Source organism: Sulfitobacter sp. PR48 (genome assembly GCF_028807335.1).
Taxonomy (GTDB): Bacteria; Pseudomonadota; Alphaproteobacteria; order Rhodobacterales; family Rhodobacteraceae; genus Sulfitobacter.
The window spans coordinates 508,820-524,384 of sequence record NZ_JARAMM010000001.1 but is presented as its reverse complement, the minus strand read 5'-3'; the positions used below and the strand labels follow the sequence as shown (position 1 = coordinate 524,384).

General features: G+C 61.4%; 19 protein-coding genes. 13 read left to right on the top strand and 6 right to left on the bottom strand.

Annotation, left to right across the window (positions count from 1 at the left end):
• Positions 1–38: 38 nt before the first annotated feature.
• The 9 genes from PVW51_RS02535 to PVW51_RS02495 all read left to right on the top strand — a co-directional run bounded on the left by PVW51_RS02535 (position 39) and on the right by PVW51_RS02495 (position 9,810).
• The gene (locus PVW51_RS02535; RefSeq protein WP_274573474.1) at positions 39–1,052 is read left to right on the top strand and encodes a TRAP transporter substrate-binding protein; all 1,014 of its coding nucleotides are present in this window, start codon (positions 39–41) and stop codon (positions 1,050–1,052) included.
• Complete coding sequence (locus tag PVW51_RS02530; RefSeq protein WP_274573473.1) at positions 1,049–1,555, top strand: TRAP transporter small permease; 507 nt, start codon at positions 1,049–1,051, stop codon at positions 1,553–1,555. The genes PVW51_RS02535 and PVW51_RS02530 overlap by 4 nt, the downstream gene beginning before the upstream one ends.
• The gene (locus PVW51_RS02525; protein ID WP_274573472.1) at positions 1,548–2,837 is read left to right on the top strand and encodes a TRAP transporter large permease; all 1,290 of its coding nucleotides are present in this window, start codon (positions 1,548–1,550) and stop codon (positions 2,835–2,837) included. Before PVW51_RS02530 ends, PVW51_RS02525 begins: the two co-directional genes overlap by 8 nt.
• A gap of 324 nt (positions 2,838–3,161) precedes the next feature.
• Complete coding sequence (locus PVW51_RS02520) at positions 3,162–3,944, top strand: DeoR/GlpR family DNA-binding transcription regulator (protein ID WP_114274066.1); 783 nt, start codon at positions 3,162–3,164, stop codon at positions 3,942–3,944.
• Positions 3,941–5,452, top strand: a complete 1,512-nt coding sequence (locus tag PVW51_RS02515) for a sugar ABC transporter ATP-binding protein (RefSeq protein ID WP_269363148.1) — start codon at positions 3,941–3,943, stop codon at positions 5,450–5,452. Before PVW51_RS02520 ends, PVW51_RS02515 begins: the two co-directional genes overlap by 4 nt.
• A 23-nt stretch (positions 5,453–5,475) precedes the next feature.
• Positions 5,476–6,462 (top strand): ABC transporter permease subunit, encoded by a 987-nt coding sequence (locus PVW51_RS02510; RefSeq protein ID WP_114274068.1) that lies wholly within the window; start codon positions 5,476–5,478, stop codon positions 6,460–6,462.
• A gap of 72 nt (positions 6,463–6,534) precedes the next feature.
• Positions 6,535–7,479: an ABC transporter substrate-binding protein gene (locus tag PVW51_RS02505; RefSeq protein ID WP_269363147.1), complete on the top strand. Its 945-nt coding sequence runs from the start codon at positions 6,535–6,537 to the stop codon at positions 7,477–7,479.
• Between the two features lie 65 nt (positions 7,480–7,544).
• Entirely contained in the window at positions 7,545–8,234 is a 690-nt protein-coding gene (gene araD, locus PVW51_RS02500) for an L-ribulose-5-phosphate 4-epimerase AraD (protein ID WP_114274070.1), read from the top strand.
• Positions 8,235–8,241: 7 nt separating this feature from the next.
• A complete protein-coding gene (locus PVW51_RS02495) occupies positions 8,242–9,810 on the top strand; it encodes a ribulokinase (protein ID WP_274573470.1) in 1,569 nt (522 codons plus the stop codon).
• A gap of 92 nt (positions 9,811–9,902) precedes the next feature.
• Here the strand turns inward: PVW51_RS02495 and PVW51_RS24265 are convergent, their stop codons facing one another.
• Genes PVW51_RS24265 through PVW51_RS02485 form a run of 3 tightly spaced genes read right to left on the bottom strand, consistent with a single transcriptional unit; the run spans position 9,903 to position 10,981 of the window.
• Entirely contained in the window at positions 9,903–10,166 is a 264-nt protein-coding gene (locus tag PVW51_RS24265; RefSeq protein ID WP_338019733.1) for a GNAT family N-acetyltransferase, read from the bottom strand.
• Positions 10,167–10,187: 21 nt separating this feature from the next.
• Positions 10,188–10,388, bottom strand: coding sequence for a GNAT family N-acetyltransferase (locus PVW51_RS24260; RefSeq protein ID WP_338019732.1), 201 nt, complete (start codon positions 10,386–10,388; stop codon positions 10,188–10,190).
• Positions 10,385–10,981, bottom strand: a complete 597-nt coding sequence (locus tag PVW51_RS02485) for an HD family hydrolase (protein ID WP_269363140.1) — start codon at positions 10,979–10,981, stop codon at positions 10,385–10,387. Before PVW51_RS02485 ends, PVW51_RS24260 begins: the two co-directional genes overlap by 4 nt.
• A gap of 75 nt (positions 10,982–11,056) precedes the next feature.
• Between PVW51_RS02485 and PVW51_RS02480 the strand changes: the two genes are divergently transcribed.
• The 4 genes from PVW51_RS02480 (at position 11,057) to PVW51_RS02465 (ending at position 14,208) form a co-directional block, all read left to right on the top strand.
• Complete coding sequence (locus PVW51_RS02480) at positions 11,057–11,374, top strand: S-adenosyl-L-homocysteine hydrolase (RefSeq protein WP_274573469.1); 318 nt, start codon at positions 11,057–11,059, stop codon at positions 11,372–11,374.
• A 78-nt stretch (positions 11,375–11,452) separates the two neighbouring features.
• Positions 11,453–12,841 (top strand): adenosylhomocysteinase, encoded by a 1,389-nt coding sequence (gene ahcY / locus PVW51_RS02475; protein ID WP_269363138.1) that lies wholly within the window; start codon positions 11,453–11,455, stop codon positions 12,839–12,841.
• 176 nt (positions 12,842–13,017) lie between these two features.
• The gene (locus tag PVW51_RS02470; protein ID WP_274573468.1) at positions 13,018–13,695 is read left to right on the top strand and encodes a PRC-barrel domain-containing protein; all 678 of its coding nucleotides are present in this window, start codon (positions 13,018–13,020) and stop codon (positions 13,693–13,695) included.
• 171 nt (positions 13,696–13,866) lie between these two features.
• Entirely contained in the window at positions 13,867–14,208 is a 342-nt protein-coding gene (locus PVW51_RS02465; RefSeq protein ID WP_114274077.1) for a DUF2853 family protein, read from the top strand.
• A gap of 224 nt (positions 14,209–14,432) precedes the next feature.
• Here the strand turns inward: PVW51_RS02465 and PVW51_RS02460 are convergent, their stop codons facing one another.
• The 3 genes from PVW51_RS02460 to PVW51_RS02450 are packed head-to-tail and all read right to left on the bottom strand — an operon-like array spanning position 14,433 to position 15,565.
• Positions 14,433–14,828 carry a DUF1761 domain-containing protein gene (locus PVW51_RS02460; RefSeq protein ID WP_114274078.1) on the bottom strand — a complete coding sequence of 132 codons (396 nt, stop codon included), beginning with the start codon at positions 14,826–14,828 and terminating at the stop codon, positions 14,433–14,435.
• 45 nt (positions 14,829–14,873) lie between these two features.
• Positions 14,874–15,293, bottom strand: coding sequence for an EVE domain-containing protein (locus PVW51_RS02455; protein WP_274573467.1), 420 nt, complete (start codon positions 15,291–15,293; stop codon positions 14,874–14,876).
• Positions 15,293–15,565, bottom strand: coding sequence for a YciI family protein (locus tag PVW51_RS02450; RefSeq protein ID WP_269363134.1), 273 nt, complete (start codon positions 15,563–15,565; stop codon positions 15,293–15,295). The genes PVW51_RS02455 and PVW51_RS02450 overlap by 1 nt, the downstream gene beginning before the upstream one ends.

Sequence of the window (15,565 nt, the reverse complement as noted above, 5' to 3'; positions counted from 1 at the left end):
AAAAATCAAAAATATCACCACTTATGGGAGGAGAAACCATGACCACCAAGATATTTGCTGGTGCTGCAACCTTTGCCGCGCTGAGCCTTGCCGCGACCCTGAGCCAGGCGGCCGAATACAACATCCGTGTCGGCAACTGGAACCCCAATTCAAACCATGCTGTTGTGAATGCTCTCAATGCCTGGGCGGAAAAGATCGAGACAGAGTCCGACGGCCGCATCGAAGTGTCCGTCGACAAGGCCATCATCGGCAAGCCCGCAGGCCAGTACGACCTGATCCGTCAGGGCGTGGTGCAGGCCGGCTGGGGTGCGCTGGCATGGACACCGGGACGTTTCGACCTGAGCCAGGTGATCGAATTGCCGTTCCTGTCAGCCAGTGGTGAGGAAGGCAGCCGCAAGATCACCGAAATCTGGCAGGAGAATTTCGCCGACAAGGAATTCACAGATACCAAGCTGCTTGCCCTGCATGTGCATGCGCCCGGTGCACTGCACACCAAGGTCAAGGTGGCGTCGCTGGACGATCTGAAAGGCCAGAAGATCCGCACGCTGGGTTCTGGCGTCGAATGGGCCGAAGCGCTGGGGGCCACGGCTGTTGTGATGCCCGCAAGCAAGGCGCATGAGGCACTGGCGCGCGGCGTAGCCGACGGCATCCTGTTTCCGTTCGATGCCATTCAGTCCTACCGGCTTGAGGAAATCCTTCCCTATCATCTGGAAGTGCCAAACGGGTTGTACACGATCACCTTCTTCTTTGCGCTGAACAAAGAGTTCTACAATTCTCTGCCCGACGATCTGAAGGCAGTCATTGATGCCAACTCGGGCCCTGATCTGGCTGCGGAAATCGGACGCCACTGGGATCAGGCGGCAGAGGTGACCTATACCGCGCTGTCCGAAGATCCGGGTCACGAGGTGTCACTGGCCAGCCCCGAGATGATGGCGGAACTGGAATCGCGGGCCTCCACGGTGTTCGATGCCTGGAAGGAGATTGCCACGGAAAAAGGCGTTGATGCCGATGGCATCCTTGCCAAACTTGCCGCGACAGGATCCGGTCAATGACCATCCTGAACGAGCTGGGCAACTGGGCCCGTCGGATCACCGTTGCATTTGCGGCGGTGGTTCTGGCGGGGCTGGCGGTGCTGATCTTTCTTGATGTGGTGGGCAGATATGTCTTTTCCGCGCCTCTGCCCGGAACAGTGGAACTGATCGAGGGTTTCATGGCTGTCGTCATGTTTGGTGCACTTGCCCAAGCGACGCATTCCCGGGACCATATCCGGCTGGATTTCCTCTTGAACAAGTCGCGCGGACATCTGCGCTGGGCCGTGGCAAAGGCAGGCGACCTGGCTGTTCTTCTGGTTGTCCTGGGCGCGACCTGGGGCATGTACGAGCGGATGCTGTCCCTGCATGAGACGGGTGACCTGACCCCGATCCTTGATCTGCCCCTGTACATTCTGGCGGGCATCGCGCTGGGCACTGTTCTGGTTGCCTGCATCGTAGCGGTGCAAGTGCTGACAAGGGCCGTCCAGACCGACGCCAGCTGGGAGAAGTCGCATTATGACTGAGATCGAGGCAACCTTCCTGGTCGTCACCCTGCTGTTGGCCATGATGGCGCTAAGCGTGCCCATCGGGGCGGCGATGGCTCTGTCTGCCTTTACGGGCATCGCGATGTTGTACGGCACCGGCACTGCCTTCTTCATGGTTGGCGAGGTGTCGATGGAAGTGGGGTTCAACTATGAACTTTGCATCATTCCCTTGTTCATCCTGATGGGGAACCTGGCCACAAAGGCGGGCATGTCGGCTGACCTCTATCAGGGATGCGCCCGTCTGTTTGGCGGCCTGAAAGGGGCGTTGGCGATGGCCACCATCCTGGCATGTGGCTGCTTTGCAGCCGTGTCCGGATCGTCACTGGCGACGGCCACTGCGCTGGGGCAGGTGTCGCTGCCGGAAATGAAAAAGCACAACTACAGCGACTCCCTTGCAACCGGCTGTGTTGCTGCGGGCGGCACCATCGGTGTTCTGATCCCGCCGTCGATCATTCTGGTGATTTATGGCGTCCTGACCGAAACCTCGATTACAGATCTGTTTGTTGCCGCGGTCATTCCGGGTTTCATGCAAATCGTCATCTACGCGTTGACGATTGCAATCATCGTGCGGGTCTGGCCGAAATCTGCCGGCGTGGGCACGCCCACAAGCTTTCGCGAGAAACTGGCCGCCTTGCCGCAGATTTCCAGCATGTTCGTTCTGTTCGCGCTGATTATCGGAGGGCTTTACCTTGGTATTTTCACACCAACAGAAGCGGCAGGTTTCGGCGTGATCTTTGCGCTATGCATCGGCGTGCTGCGCCGTTCGCTCAGCCTGCGGCAGGTTGTTGACGCTCTGTATTCGTCGATCAAGACCACGGGAATGATCGCATTGATCATTTTCGGCGCCTTCCTGTTGATCAACTTCTTCGTGTTGACGCGGGCCAATATCACGATTGCCGATTACATTCTGTCGTTCAACGCATCCCCCTTCCTGATCCTGCTGGTGATCTTGCTGATCTATCTGATCCTTGGTTGCTTTCTTGACAGTATCGGGATGGTGCTTTTGACCGTTCCGGTCATCTTCCCGATCATCGTCGGGCTGGGCTATGATCCGATCTGGTTCGGAGTCATCCTGGTGATTGTGGTTGAGACAGGCATGATCACGCCCCCGCTGGGGATCAATGTCTTCGCCATCAAATCAATCGCACCGGATATCCCGTTGTCCACGATCTTCAAGGGGGTTGTCCCGTTCTGGGGTGCCGACCTCGTGCGGTTGGCCCTGCTCGTGCTCTTCCCGGCACTGACATTGTATTTTGTCTAGGGCTGGAGGGCATTGCGCCGTCCCCGGCTGAAAATGCCGACCTTGGGGGCCGCCGGACAGGCAGCCCTTTCCTTTTGCTGCGCAACCGGTCTCATGGCGCCGATCAGACAGCATGTCATTGCGCGCCCAGGACGCACGCCTGACCGCCGGACGTGACGGGAATGCTTCACGGTGAGCCATTTCGCTCGTTTATAAATATCACTTATATAACAGTGGCTTGTTTGCGCGTAGCATAGAGGCGTAATGCAATTTCGTCATCATTGGTGAGTTTTTTATTGCATTATGAGCGTTTGAAGTCGTAGCAAACCCAGGGGAGGCCGATGCATGAGCGAATCTCAGCGTCACGAAACGATTACACAACTTTTGACCGAACGCGCCTTTGCCTCGGCCAAGGAATTGCAGCTGATGTTCAATGTCTCGGCCGCCACCATCCGGCGTGACATCGACAAGCTGCACGAGGCCGGCGTGGCGCAAAAGGTGCATGGCGGTATCGCCGCACTGGACGGGACGCCGCGCCCCCGCGCGGTGTCTTTGCCCTTTATCGAAAACCGCGACATTGCCGTCGAAGCCAAGACCGCCATCGCCCATGAGGCCGGCAAGCTGGTGCGCGACGGCAGCCTGATCATCGTGCATGGCGGGTCGACCTGCTTTCGCTTTGGCCAGCATATCGCCAACCGGAATGTGCGCGTCTTTACCAATTCCATGCCGCTGGCGGGCTATCTCTCTGAACACGGCACCTGCCAGCTGACGGTGGGCGGCGGCGATCTGCACCGCGAACCGGGCATTCTTTATGATCCCGCGCGCGGCAGCTACGAATTCTACGCCTCGCAGTTCTTTGTCGGCAGCCTGGGTGTCAGCCCGGACGGGTTGCTGGAAAGCCACCCGCTGCTGGTGCGCTTCATCAATGACATGTGCGACCTGTCCAACGAGATCGTGGTGCTGGTCGACAGCCGCAAGTTTCGCGAACGCCCTCCCAAGCTGGCCCTGCCCTTCGCCCGCGTCACCCGGCTGATCACCGACGACGGGCTCAGCGACCGGGACGCGGCGATGCTGGAGGACCAGGGCGTGACCTTTACCGTGGCCGAAACCCGCACGGGGGCCGCATGACACCGCTTCTGGAAATGCGCGACATCTCCAAGACCTTCGGGCCGGTCAAGGCGCTGTCCGGCGTGTCGCTGACCGCCTATCCGGGCGAGGTTCACGCCCTGATGGGCGAGAACGGTGCCGGGAAATCCACGCTGATGAAGGTGTTGTCGGGCGCCTATGTCGCCGATCCGGGCGGCGAGATCCTGGTCGATGGCCAGCCGATCCCCACCGGCGATCCGAAACTGGCCCGCGCCCTGGGCATCGCGGTGATCTACCAGGAACTGGCGCTGTCGCCCAACCTCAGCGTGGCCGAAAACGTCTTTCTGGGGCGCGAGCCGTCCCGGGCAGGCTTTGTCAGCCGGTCCAGCATGGCCGCCCGCACCCAGCCGGTGCTGGACCGGCTGGGGATCGACTTTACCCCCGCCACCCGGGTCGGCAGCCTGTCTCTGGGCGAAAGACAACTGGTCGAGATCGCCCGCGCCGTCGCCTCGGATGCGCGCATCATCGTGATGGACGAACCCACCACCTCGCTGTCCAGCCGCGAGACGGATCGGCTGTTTTCTGTCATCGAGGGGCTGACGGCACAGGGCATTGCCATCATCTATATCAGCCACCGCATGGATGAGATCTATCGCCTGGCCGACCGCTGTTCGGTGCTGCGCGACGGTGCCTATGTCGGCACGCTCGACAAGGCAGAGCTGAGCGCGCAAAAGCTGGTGTCGATGATGGTCGGGCGCGACCTGTCGACCTTTTACACCAAGGATCACGTCGCCCATGACGACGCGCGTCACGTTGTACTGCGGGTCGAGGGCATGTCGGATGGCCGACTGGTCAGGGATTGTTCGTTCGACGTGCACGAGGGCGAGGTACTGGGGCTTTCCGGTCTCGTCGGGTCAGGCCGGACCGAACTGGCGCGGCTGATCTATGGTGCCGATCCGGCCACTGCGGGCACCGTCACGCTGAACGGACGCGAGGTCACGCCGCGCAGCCCGCGCGAGGCTTTGCGCCACGGCATCGTCTATCTGACCGAGGACCGAAAGGCGCTGGGCCTGTTCCTGGATATGACCATCGCGCAGAACATCTCGACCTGCGTGCATGAGCGCGACGCCCATCGCGGCGGTTTCCTGAATTTCCGCGCCCAGGCCGAACGGGCCGCCAGGGCAATCCGCGAGCTGGGGATCAAGACGCCATCGGCCCGGTTGAACACCGGCGCGCTGTCTGGGGGCAACCAGCAAAAGGTGCTGCTGGCCCGTCTGCTTGAGGCGCAGCCAGCCGTGGTCATTCTGGATGAGCCGACACGCGGCGTGGACGTGGGCGCGAAATCCGAAATCTACCGCCTGATCGACCGCCTCGCGCGGGAGGGCATGGCGGTGGTGATGATCTCGTCCGAACTGCCCGAAATCATCGGGGTCGCCGACCGGGTGCTGGTCATGCGCGACGGCGAAATTGCCGGAGAGGTGCGCGCCGCGCCCGGAAAACCGGTGAAACAGGAAGAAATCATGACCCTGTCGACAGGGGCCGCGGCCTGATGGCCCGCGTTGGAGGACAACAGATGAGCGATACGGCACAGACAGGCAGCGCCGCTGCCAATGCGGAACGGCTGAAAACCACGATCCGGGCGCTGGGCATGCTGCCGGTGCTGATCCTGCTGGCGATCGGCTTCGAGCTGATGACCGGCAAGTTCCTGTCGGTGAACAACATTTCCATCGTCACCCAGCAGGCGTCGATCAACATCGTGCTGGCGGCGGGCATGACCTTTGTGATCCTGACCGGCGGGATCGACCTGTCGGTGGGCTCGATCCTCGCGGCCTCGGCGATGGCGGCGGTGTCGCTGTCGCTGGTGCCGGGATGGGGCATGATCGGCATTCCCGCAGGGCTGGCGGTTGGGCTGGCCTTCGGCCTTGCCAATGGCGCATTGATCGCATTCCTCGGCCTGCCGCCCTTTATCGTCACGCTCGGGGCGTTGACGGCGGTGCGCGGCGTGGCCCGGCTGATGGGCGACGACACCACCGTGTTCAACGCCGATCTGCCCTTCGATTTCATCGGCAACGGCACCCTGCTGGGCGTGCCCTGGCTGGCCATCGTGGCGCTGCTGACGGTGTTCATCTCCTGGCTGATCCTGCGCCGCACGGTGCTGGGCACCTGGATCTACGCCACCGGCGGCAACCACGAGGCGGCGCGGCTGGCAGGCATCAAGGTCGGGCTGGTGCTGCTCTTTGCCTATGGCATGTCGGGCCTTCTGGCGGGGCTTGGCGGCGTGATGTCCGCCGCGCGGCTCTATGCGGCCAACGGGCTGCAACTGGGTCAGGCCTATGAGCTTGATGCCATCGCCGCGGTGATCCTGGGCGGAACCTCCTTTGTGGGCGGGGTCGGCAGCATCTGGGGCACGCTGATCGGCGCGCTGATCATTGCGGTGCTGTCCAACGGGCTGATCCTGACCGGGGTTTCAGACATCTGGCAGTTCATCATCAAGGGCCTGGTCATCATCGCCGCCGTGACGCTGGACCGCTACAGGCTCAAGGGCGGGGCGCGCACATGATCGCGAAAGGCCGACCATTCATCACTACGGACCAAAGACCAACGACAACGCATAAAACCATGGGAGGATAACATGCGTATTCTGAAGACCTTCGTTACATCCGCTGCCGCTGCCGCGCTGCTGGCCACCGGGGCTGCGGCCCAGGACAAGAAACTGGAAAGCATCGGCATCTCGGTCGGCCTGCTGGGCAACCCGTTCTTTGTTGCCACCATCAAGGGGATCGAGGACCGCGCCAGGGAGATCAACCCCGATGTCGCCGTCACCTCGGTCTCGGCCGATTACGACCTGAACAAACAGGTCAGCCAGATCGACAACTTCATCGCTTCGGGCGTCGACATCATCATGCTGAACGCGGTGGATGCCGCCGCCATCGCTCCCGCCGTCAAGCGGGCGCAGAACGCAGGCATCGTGGTTGCCGCCTTTGACGTTTCGGCCCCCGGATCTGATGTGACGGTGATGACCGACAACGTGGATGCCGGGCGCAAGGCCTGCCAGTACATCGTCGATGCCCTCGGCGGCTCGGGTGACGTGATCATCATCAACGGCCCGCAAAGCTCTTCGATCATCGACCGGGTGGCGGGCTGCCAGGAGGTTTTCGAAGCCAATGAAGGCATCAACGTGCTGTCGGATGACCAGAACGGCCAGGCCTCGCGCGATGGCGGGCTGGACGTGATGCAGGGGCTGCTGACCCGCTTTGACAAGATCGACGGCGTCTTTGCCATCAACGACCCGACCGCCGTGGGCGCGGCACTTGCCGCCAAGCAGCTGGGCCGGTCCGAGTTCATCATCACCGGCGTCGACGGCGCCCCGGTGGTCGAGGACGAACTGGCCAAGGAGGGCTCGCTGATCAAGGCTTCGGCCTCGCAGGATCCCTATGTCATGGCCGGTCAGGCGCTGCAGATGGGCTATGACGTCTTCATGGGCAACACCCCGGACAAGGACACCGTCCTGCTTGAGCCACAGCTGATCACCGCCGACAACCTGGCCGATTACAAGGGCTGGACCGACCCGCGCTGATCCGTTTCCGGGCGCTCCGCTGCGGCGGGGCGCCCCCCACCGAACTGACTGCCAAAGGACTGCTCATGCCGCTCGACACCCTCAAATCCGCTGTGCTGGAGGCCAACCTCGACACCGTCCGCCACGGGTTGGTCAAGGTGACCTTCGGCAATGCCAGTGGCATCGACCGCACGACCGGGCAGATTGTCATCAAGCCCTCGGGCGTGCCCTATACTGACATGACCGCCGATCACATGGTGCTGACTGACCTCGACGGTGCGCCGCTGGACAACCGGTTCCGGCCCTCGTCCGACCTTGACACCCATGTCGCGCTCTACCGCGCCTTTCCGCAGATCGGCGGCATCGTGCATACCCATTCGACCTTTGCCACCATCATGGCACAGGCCCGCCGCCCGATCCCGCCGCTGGGCACGACCCATGCGGATTACTTCCGTGGCACCATCCCGGTGACACGCGACCTGACCGCGGAAGAGATCAGAACCCGCTATGTCGCCGCCACCGGCGAGGTCATCGCCGAAACCGTGGGCGAGGGCGACCCGCTGGCGATTCCGGCGGCGCTGGTGGCCGGGCATGGCCCCTTTGTCTGGGGCCGCGACCCGGCCGAGGCGGTGCTGAACGCCATCATCCTGGAAGAGGTTGCCAAGATGGCCTGGCATGGCGCGGTGCTGAATGCCCGTCCGCCCGCCATCTCGGACGCCCTGCTTGACCGCCATTTCCTGCGCAAGCATGGTGCCAACGCCACCTACGGCCAGTGAGGACCGCATGAGCATCGTCGCCGGTGCCGATTTCGGCACGCTTTCCACCCGCGTCACCCTGATGGACACCGACAGCGGCGCCGTGCTCGGCTCGGCGGTGGCGCCTTATCCGCTGCACCGTTCGGAGGCGGACCCGCATGTGGCACGGCAAAGCCATGACGACCAGATGCAGGCGCTTTGCACCGCGATCCGCGACGCGGTGGCCGAGGCGGGGATCGACGGCCATGACATCGCCGCCTTTGCTGCCGATACCACCGGCTCCTCTGTCATTCCGCTGGATGAAAGGTTGCAGCCGCTGGCCGACTATTACCTCTGGTGCGACCACACCGCCCATGGCGAGGCGGCCGAGATCACCCAGCGCGCCCGCGACGAGGGGATCGAGGCGCTGGAGTGGTGCGGCGGGGTCTATTCGACCGAATGGGGCTATGCCAAGCTGCTGCATTTCCTGCGCCACAACCCCGGTGCGCCGCTGGCGACGGCGGCCGAGAATTGCGACATGATCGCCGCCACCCTCTGCGGCATCACCGATCCGGCGGAGATGCCCCGTTCTGTCTGCGCCATGGGGCACAAGTGGATGTGGGGCGAGGCCTGGGGCGGGTTGCCGCCGCAGGAATTTCTGACCCGCATCGACCCGGCGCTGGCGGGCATCAACGACAAGATCACCGGGCGCTGGGGCCATTCGCTGCAACAGGCCGGGGTGCTGTCGCCGGACTGGGCTGAACGCACCGGCATGCGGGCGGGCATTCCGCTGCCCTTCGGTGCCTTCGACGCCCATTGGGACGCCATTGGTACACGTTGTGCGCCGGGCGATGTGGTCAATGTCGTGGGCACGTCGACCTGTATCATTGCAATTGCCGACGCCGATGCGCGCCCCGTGCCCGGCATCTGCGGCATGGTGCCGGGCAGCGTTGTGCCCGGCTTCATGGGGATCGAGGCGGGGCAATCCGCGACCGGTGACGTCTTTGACGCCATCGCCCGGCGCGCGGGCAGCGACGTGGCCACATTATGCGAAGGGCTGATGGGTTACGGGCCCTGCGCAACGGGCCTGCTGCGCGTGCCGTGGGACAATGGCGACCGCACCGTGCTGGTGCGGCCGGACCTTGGCGGCGTCACGCTGGGCTGGGACCTGCACCATAGGGCAGCGGATGAAATGCATGCCGCGATCGAAGGCATGGCGATGCATGTCGGCCTGATCATCGAGCGGATGCAGGCGGGCGGGGCACGCTTTGACCGGATCATCAACGCAGGCGGCATCCCGCAGAAGAACGACGTGCTGAACCAGGTCTATGCCGATGTGCTGGGCCGCCCGGTGCATGTGCCCGAACGCTCTCCGGTCGGGGTCGGTGCCTGCATCTTTGCCGCCATGATCGCAGGGGATTTCGAGACGATTGCCGAGGCGCAGGAGCGCATGGCCCCGCCGCTGCGCGTTTTCACCCCCCGCGCCAGCCATGTCGCGGCCTACGAGCGCCTGACGGCTCTGTTCCGCGATACATACTTTGCCTTCGGCGAGGGCCGATCCTGCGATATGGGTGCGATCCTGCCCGCCCTGCGCCGGTTCCGTATGGGTCGGGGCTGACGGGCTGCACTGTCACCACGTTGAAAACCGGGCTGTGACATCCCTACACAACCTGTTCACAGCCCATACACCGACGGGTGCACCTTTCCAGGTCAGAGGTCGTAGCGCTTGAGCCTTTTGTCGACGATCTGACCGTCCGCCATCCGGTAGCCTTCGATGACGCCGTAATCCTGAAACCCCCGGCTTTGATAGTAGATCAAGCCGCCTTCGTTGTCGGCGCGGATGTTCGCGTTGATCCAGAGGTAGCCCATTGCCCTGGCTGCTGTCCGGGTCGCCTCGAACAGGGCCGAACCGATGCCCAGACCGGTCTGGCCGATCTGGACAAAGGTCGCGATATTGGCGGCTTCCGGTGGCAATGAGGCCTCGGGCTCGATCCATTAAAAGCCGACGATCCGCTCCTCCGCGTCGACAGCGACATGCCATGCGCTGCGCGGCGGGTCGAAGGCGATCCATGCCGCGATGTCCTGTGCCGTCACGGGCCGCGCAATTGCCGTTGTCCCGCCGGCGGCAATGATCTGGTTCAGCAGCCGCGCCATATCGGCGGTATCGAGTGTGAGCGGCGGACGTACCCTGATCATGACATCTGCTCCAGCAATGCGGCATGGCGCGCCTTGAAGGCAAGCCGGGTTTCGACGGCGGTGCGCAGGACGATATCCAGCCCTTCGGTGACCGAGGGGTCGGGCTGTCCAAAGAACTTTTTCGCCTCGGTGGCCGAGAAACCGGCAATTTGCGTGGCTTCCATATAGGCGCTGATCTTGTCCGCTTTCTTGATCTGTTTCTTGACCGCAACCGGCAGGGTCGCGGGCAGCCCGAAACGAATGTGGATCGCGCCGGTCAGGCGGTCGTCCAGCGCGCCATAGCCGGGTCCGACAGCCGCCTTCACCGGGGAAATCATATCCCCGATCACATATTCCGGCGCATCATGCAGCAGCGCCGCCAGCCGCCATTTGGCGGGGGCCTTTGGGTTCAGCCTGCAAAAAAGGGTTTCCACCAGAAGCGAATGTTCGGCAACGGAATAGGCGTGATCACCCTGGGTCTGGCCGTTCCAGCGGGCCACGAATGCAAGCCCATGGGCGATGTCCTCGATCTCCACGTCCATCGGGGTCGGGTCCAGCAGATCAAGCCTGCGTCCGGAAAGCATCCGCTGCCATGCGCGGGGCTGTTGTGCCATCGGGTTGTCTCCATCCAGTTGACCATGTTGGAACTTTCTGTCCGCCACGCCGTTCTAACCGCGAAGGAGACGATCATGAAACCCGTTATTTCGACACTTTCAATGGCTCTGGTTCTGGGGCTTTCGGTGACAGCTGCCACTGCGCAGGAGGTCAGCGGGCAGGAGGTTTGCATGCCCGCCGATGAAATGAAAGCGTCGCTTGTGGACTGGTACGGCGAAACCCCTGTCGCCGAGCCCTCGCCGGAGGGTGAGCAGATGTGGGCATCGGATCGCTCCGGCACCTGGACCATGGTCAGGCTTCTGGCGGATGGAAACGCCTGTGTCCTCGCGCAGGGCGAAAACTGGATGGCCGGTGGCGATACGCCTGAAAAACTGGCGCAGCTTGCCGACTGAGCCGCGGGATCGAAGCCTGTTGAGAACCGCATGAAATGATGCTACTCGCCCCTCTAAACAAGGTTTTAGAGGTGTTTCATGGCCAACGACTATATCGTTAAAGACATTAATCTTGCGGCCTACGGGCGCAAGGAATTGGATATCGCCGAGACAGAGATGCCCGGCCTGATGGCATCCCGCGAAGAGTTTGGCGAAAGCAAGCCGCTGAAGGGCGCGCGTATCGTCGGTTCGTTGCACATGACGATCCAGACCGCTGTTCTGATCGAAACGCTGGTTGCCCTTGGCGCCGATGTGCGCTGGGCATCGTGCAACATCTTCTCCACCCAGGATCACGCCGCTGCGGCCATCGCCGCAGGTGGCACACCGGTCTTTGCGATCAAGGGGCAAAGCCTTGAGGAGCATTGGGATTACCTCGACAAATCCTTCCTGTTCGAAGACGGCCCGAACATGATCCTGGACGATGGTGGCGATGCGACGCTTTACGTACTGCTGGGCGCGCGCGCCGAAGCGGGCGAAGAGATCATTCCGGTGCCGCAGTCCGAGGAAGAGGAAGTCATCAAGAAGCAGATCGCCAAGCGGATGAAGGAAAGCCCGGGCTGGTTCACCAAGGTGCGTGACCAGATCAAAGGTGTATCCGAGGAGACCACAACAGGTGTTCACCGCCTCTATGATCTGCACAAGAAAGGTCAGCTGCCGTTCCCCGCGATCAACGTGAACGACTCTGTGACCAAATCGAAGTTCGACAACAAATACGGCTGCAAGGAATCGCTGGTTGACGGTATCCGTCGCGCCACGGACACCATGATGGCGGGCAAGGTTGCCGTGGTCATGGGGTACGGCGATGTTGGCAAGGGTTCGGCGGCGTCGCTGGCAGGTGCCGGCGCAAGGGTGAAAGTGACCGAAGTCGATCCGATCTGCGCCCTTCAGGCGGCGATGGACGGTTTTGAGGTCACCACGCTGGAAGATGTCGTGGCCACGGCTGACATCTTTATCACCACAACCGGCAACAAGGACGTGATCCGCATCGAGCACATGCGCGAGATGAAGGACATGGCCATCGTCGGTAACATCGGCCACTTCGACAACGAGATCCAGGTCGCTGCCCTGAAGAACCACAAGTGGACCAACATCAAGGAACAGGTGGACATGATCGAGATGCCGAATGGCAATCGTCTGATCCTGCTGTCCGAAGGCCGTCTGCTGAACCTTGGCAACGCCACGGGTCACCCTTCGTTCGTGATGTCCGCTTCCTTTACCAACCAGGTTCTGGCGCAGATCGAGCTTTGGACAAAGGGCGACGAATACCAGCCCGGCGTCTACATCCTGCCCAAGCATCTGGACGAGAAGGTCGCGCGCCTGCATCTGGACCGGATCGGCGTCAAGCTGAGCAAGCTGAACCCGGAGCAAGCCGCCTATATCGGTGTCTCTCCCGATGGGCCGTTCAAGCCGGAACATTACCGCTACTGATCACCCGATCTGAGCGACAGATTTTTCAGCGCCGCCCCGCAGATTGCCGGGCGGCGTTTTCTTGCCGGTTTTCCCTCATTCAGGCGCGCTTCCGCCGTCGGGTTTTTCCGGCCGGAACCAAGCAGTCCGCGCAGCGGTTGGCTGATTGAACGTGTTCCAAACTGCAGGAGAACCTTATGAAACGCCTCACATTGAAATCCACCGTTGCCGCCATTGCGATCACCTCTGCCGCCGCTGCCTGGGCGCAGACCGATCTGAATGCCGATGCCCAGGCAAATGTAACTGCCGATACAGAAGCGACGAGCACGATCGACAAGGCGCTGGAAGGTACCGGTGACGCCTTGAAAAACACCGCAAACGAAGTCGGTAACGCGGTTGAAGACACCAGCGCGGCGGTGGCGGAAACGGCCGAGGAAACCTATGACGCCGCGACGGATACGGCGCAGTCCGCTGCAGAGCAGACCGAAGCCGAGGTCAATGCCGAAGCGACGGCAGAGACACAGACCGGCACTGCGAATGCCGATGCCGGAGCGACAGCCGAAACCGAAATGGTTGACGGTTTCTCTGGCATGACGGTCGCCGATGTCGTGGGCCAGCGCGTGATCGAAGCGAATGGCGAAGACGTCGGGACGGTCAACCATGTCATCGAAAACGGTGGCGAGACCGAAGTTGTGATCGGCATGGGCGGTTTTCTGGGCATTGGTCGCCATGACGTTGCCGTTCCACTTGAGCAGCTGACGCAGGGTGCCGACGGTACATTGCAGCTGTCAGGCACCACGCAGGAGGAACTGAAGCTGATGCCGGAAGTGGATCTGAACGCGGTCACGACGCTTTCGGACGACCAGTCAATCTGAACGACGGCGAATACGATTTACAGGGAAACGGGGGGCGCCGGCTGGTGCCCCCTTCTTGCATGCGGGGAATGAACCTGGAATTTTCCCTTTGTCGACTTTCAATATATGGGTAGGGTCCGACCCAAGGTCAGGAATGGCTGGATTACTGAAGTCCAAGGTGGGAGATATCAAATGGGCAAACGTGACGAGTGGATTGCGAAATACGCAGAAGATCTGAAGACCAAATGTGGCATGACGCCCGACATGGATTTGTTGACCAAGGTGACAATTGGTTGTGGCCCGGCCATTTACAACGCCGATGCCCAGACCGTCGCAGCCGGCCAGGAAAGCGAGCTGGAGCTGGTCAAGACAAACTTCCTGATGAAAAAGCTGGGCCTGCCGGATGGTCCGAACCTGATGGAAGCCATTCATTCCGTCATCGAGACCTATGGAAAATCGGAGCGGAACAAGTACCGTGCAGTGGTCTATTACATGCTGACCAAGCACTTTGGGAAAGAAGCCGTTTACGGATGATTTTTTAGTATTACCAATAGTTTGACGCCCGCTTGGTTAAGCGGGCGTTTCGTTTTTGGAGGTGATTGACGGGATCATTTCGTTGATCGGATCCACAACTTCGTGTAGTGTCAACTCATCGGCCAGGATGGCCAGAACAGATTTCTATACGTGTGCCGGGGTAAAGGGAGCGCACGGGGTGAAAAGGGTTCTGGCATTGGTGTCAGAGCCCTTTTTGTTGTTTTTCAGAACAGGGTCAGCACCAGACCGATAATCGCACAGCCAAAGGTCGCATAGCCGCTGTCGATCAGGGTCAGCCGGAAGGGGCGCCCGGGATATGCATTGTTGATCATGATCCAGGGGCTGATGAAGAACAGCCCGATGCCCAGACCGGAGACCAGACCTTCCATCGCTGTGTCGATACCGGAGAGCGCGAAGACATGGCGCATCATGCCCGCCACCAGCAACATCGCGACACCGGAGAGAATGAAGGGCAGGGAAGATCCGTCGCCTTCCGGTTTGCCATTTGGCCCGACCTTGATGCCCACGGCGGCCATCCAGGGTTTCGCCAGCAACATGTACCAGACCGCGCCAAAGCCGAAGCCAGCCGCAGCCGCGATAATCACAGCCAGATATCCCATACCGATCTCCTTCTCACCTTGCTGTTGTGTCAGCGTCTGCAGGGTTCAGGGTTGCGTCTGGCCAAGCGTGCAGATGATGTGCCACTGATCTTCTGTCACGGGCTGAACCGACAGGCGCGAATTCTTTACCAATACCATATCGGCCAGCCGGTCGTCCGCCTTGATCTGATCCAGCGAGACTTTTTGTTCAAACGGGCGGACCGCCTTGATATCCACGCATTCCCAGCGCGCATCGTCGGTGGTGCTGTCGGGGTGTGCCTGCCGGATCACCTCGACAATGCCCACCACCGATTTTTCCTTCATCGAATGATAGAAAAATCCGAGGTCACCGACCTTCATCTCGCGCATGAAATTGCGGGCCTGGTAGTTGCGCACGCCGTCCCATTCTTCGCCCGCTGCGCCCTTGGCCACCTGATCGTCCCAGCCCCAGGTGTTGGGTTCGGACTTGAAAAGCCAGTAGCCCATCAGCCAATGACCCGGTTCCAGTGGGTCAGCGTGACCTCTGCGAAAAGCCCGGCCTTCGCATAGGGATCATTTGCGGCCCAGTCGCGGGCGGCGGCCATGTCCGGCACGTCCAGTACGATCAGTGATCCGATCATCCCGCCATCATCGTCAAGCAGGGGGCCTGCCTGGGCGACCAGGTCGGTGGATTTCAGATATTCCAGGTGAGCGGGACGGTTTTCGGTGCGAATATTCAACGCGCCTGGCTTGTCCTTTGCCATGAGAACAACAAACAT

Bases quoted from the DNA above. Each gene is read 5' to 3' on its own strand.
- PVW51_RS24260 (WP_338019732.1), bottom strand. From the start codon at position 10,388: ATGATCAGGGTACGTCCGCCGCTCACACTCGATACCGCCGATATGGCG.
- PVW51_RS02485 (WP_269363140.1), bottom strand. From the start codon at position 10,981: ATGGCACAACAGCCCCGCGCATGGCAGCGGATGCTTTCCGGACGCAGG.
- PVW51_RS02460 (WP_114274078.1), bottom strand. From the start codon at position 14,828: ATGGGATATCTGGCTGTGATTATCGCGGCTGCGGCTGGCTTCGGCTTT.
- PVW51_RS02465 (WP_114274077.1), top strand. From the start codon at position 13,867: ATGGGCAAACGTGACGAGTGGATTGCGAAATACGCAGAAGATCTGAAG.
- PVW51_RS02455 (WP_274573467.1), bottom strand. From the start codon at position 15,293: ATGGGCTACTGGCTTTTCAAGTCCGAACCCAACACCTGGGGCTGGGAC.
- PVW51_RS02515 (WP_269363148.1), top strand. From the start codon at position 3,941: ATGACACCGCTTCTGGAAATGCGCGACATCTCCAAGACCTTCGGGCCG.
- PVW51_RS02535 (WP_274573474.1), top strand. From the start codon at position 39: ATGACCACCAAGATATTTGCTGGTGCTGCAACCTTTGCCGCGCTGAGC.
- PVW51_RS02470 (WP_274573468.1), top strand. From the start codon at position 13,018: ATGAAACGCCTCACATTGAAATCCACCGTTGCCGCCATTGCGATCACC.
- ahcY (WP_269363138.1), top strand. From the start codon at position 11,453: ATGGCCAACGACTATATCGTTAAAGACATTAATCTTGCGGCCTACGGG.
- PVW51_RS02525 (WP_274573472.1), top strand. From the start codon at position 1,548: ATGACTGAGATCGAGGCAACCTTCCTGGTCGTCACCCTGCTGTTGGCC.
- PVW51_RS02495 (WP_274573470.1), top strand. From the start codon at position 8,242: ATGAGCATCGTCGCCGGTGCCGATTTCGGCACGCTTTCCACCCGCGTC.
- PVW51_RS02520 (WP_114274066.1), top strand. From the start codon at position 3,162: ATGAGCGAATCTCAGCGTCACGAAACGATTACACAACTTTTGACCGAA.
- PVW51_RS02480 (WP_274573469.1), top strand. From the start codon at position 11,057: ATGAAACCCGTTATTTCGACACTTTCAATGGCTCTGGTTCTGGGGCTT.
- PVW51_RS02505 (WP_269363147.1), top strand. From the start codon at position 6,535: ATGCGTATTCTGAAGACCTTCGTTACATCCGCTGCCGCTGCCGCGCTG.
- PVW51_RS02530 (WP_274573473.1), top strand. From the start codon at position 1,049: ATGACCATCCTGAACGAGCTGGGCAACTGGGCCCGTCGGATCACCGTT.
- PVW51_RS02510 (WP_114274068.1), top strand. From the start codon at position 5,476: ATGAGCGATACGGCACAGACAGGCAGCGCCGCTGCCAATGCGGAACGG.
- araD (WP_114274070.1), top strand. From the start codon at position 7,545: ATGCCGCTCGACACCCTCAAATCCGCTGTGCTGGAGGCCAACCTCGAC.
- PVW51_RS02450 (WP_269363134.1), bottom strand. From the start codon at position 15,565: ATGTTTGTTGTTCTCATGGCAAAGGACAAGCCAGGCGCGTTGAATATT.